This is a genomic window from Cohnella nanjingensis, from assembly GCF_014212125.1.
Lineage (GTDB): Bacteria > Bacillota > Bacilli > Paenibacillales > Paenibacillaceae > Cohnella > Cohnella nanjingensis.
This window is the reverse complement of sequence record NZ_JACJVP010000009.1, coordinates 1-1498: the sequence shown is the minus strand read 5'-3', so window position 1 is coordinate 1498 and position 1498 is coordinate 1. Positions and strand designations below refer to the sequence as shown.

General features: G+C 51.5%; 1 protein-coding gene and 1 pseudogene. Both read right to left on the bottom strand.

Annotated elements, in window-relative coordinates; all coding sequences use genetic code 11:
• A pseudogene (locus H7C19_RS07760) lies at positions 1-366 on the bottom strand (4-hydroxybenzoate synthetase); the annotation flags it as partial.
• Positions 367-391: 25 nt separating this feature from the next.
• Entirely contained in the window at positions 392-1483 is a 1092-nt protein-coding gene (locus tag H7C19_RS07755; RefSeq protein ID WP_185142029.1) for a bifunctional 3-deoxy-7-phosphoheptulonate synthase/chorismate mutase, read from the bottom strand.
• Positions 1484-1498: the final 15 nt, after the last annotated feature.

Below are 1498 nucleotides of genomic sequence, written 5' to 3'. Positions count from 1 at the left end.
GCTGATTGCTTTTCCAATCCCCTCCTCTCGGCGCACGATCTTCTCGTACAAAGAAGGAGGCACATGCTTCGCGTATACGAGCGAGAAATTGTGAGAGACCAGAAAGCGGCTCTTTTCGCTCAGCAACAGAGATTCTCTCATATAATAAGGAGCGCCGGAGGACTCGCCCAATCGTTCGGCATGTTCTTGTTGCATTTGCTCTTGACGAATGACGTGAACTTTCATTTTTTCGTCCAACAGAGCTTCCAGTACATCCGTTGTTCGTCCGTCCGTCGCCAGCAATATTTTAAATATCAACCCATGCAATAAATCGAGCGCCCTTCCTGCAGCATGCGAATCCATGTCGAACGCGTTTATATCCGTCATACCCTCTCCCCCCGTTAGCGAATGTCTACTCGTGCGGCTTTGTCGATTTAAACAAGCCCGAATGACGGAGTCCCTTCCAGAACGTATCAAACTCATCGATATTGAGCTGCTGCTTCGCATCGGAAAGGGCAGCCTGCGGATTCGGGTGCACCTCGACCATGATCCCGTCGGCGCCCGCGGCAAGCGCGGCCTTCGCGCAAGACAGCAGAATATCTTTACGGCCGGCCGAATGACTGACATCCACGAGCACCGGGAGATGCGTCTCCTGTTTCAGCAGCGGAACGGCAGAAATATCGAGCGTGTTTCTTGTCCATTTTTCAAAAGTACGTATTCCGCGCTCGATCAGCATGACCTGGTTATTCCCGTTATACAGGATATATTCTGCCGCAAGAATGAACTCCTCCAGGGTGGCGGAGAGGCCTCGCTTCAGAAGAACGGGTTTTCCGCTTTGGCCGACGGCTTTCAGCAATTCGAAGTTCTGCATGTTGCGGGCGCCGATCTGAAAGATATCGACATAGCGGGCTGCCGTATCGATTTGTGAAGGGCTCATGATTTCGCTGATGCTCACCATACCGATTTCGTCGGCCGCTTCCTTCATGATTTTCAAACCTTCCACGCCAAGCCCCTGAAATTCGTATGGAGATGTTCTCGGCTTGAACGCGCCGCCGCGCAGGACGGTAACGCCGGCATTCTTCAAAGCGGCCGCTACCGTCAGAAGCTGTTCTCGCGATTCGATCGAGCAGGGACCCGCGATCGTCACGTGCGAGGTGCCGCCGAATTCGGCATGTTTGACCCGGATGATCGTATCCTCGCTCTTGTGGCTGCGGCTTACGAGGAGTTTTCGTTCCTTTTTCTCGTTTTGCTGCTTTTTAGGGTAGGCATTGAAGATCTCCATAAATATGCGCATGACCGTATCGTTATCGATAGGTCCCGGGTTATGACTTGCAAGCTCGTTCACCATTTGCTGGACGCCAATTGGATCTGCTTCCGATATCCCTTGTTTTTCCTTGATCCGAACGATTTCATCGGCCGTACGCGCCTGTTCGCTCAAGAGATGAAGCAATTTTAGGTTAATCCCGTTCAATTGTAATTGTAATTTTTGCAATTCTTCACTCATACGAGCACTCCCTTC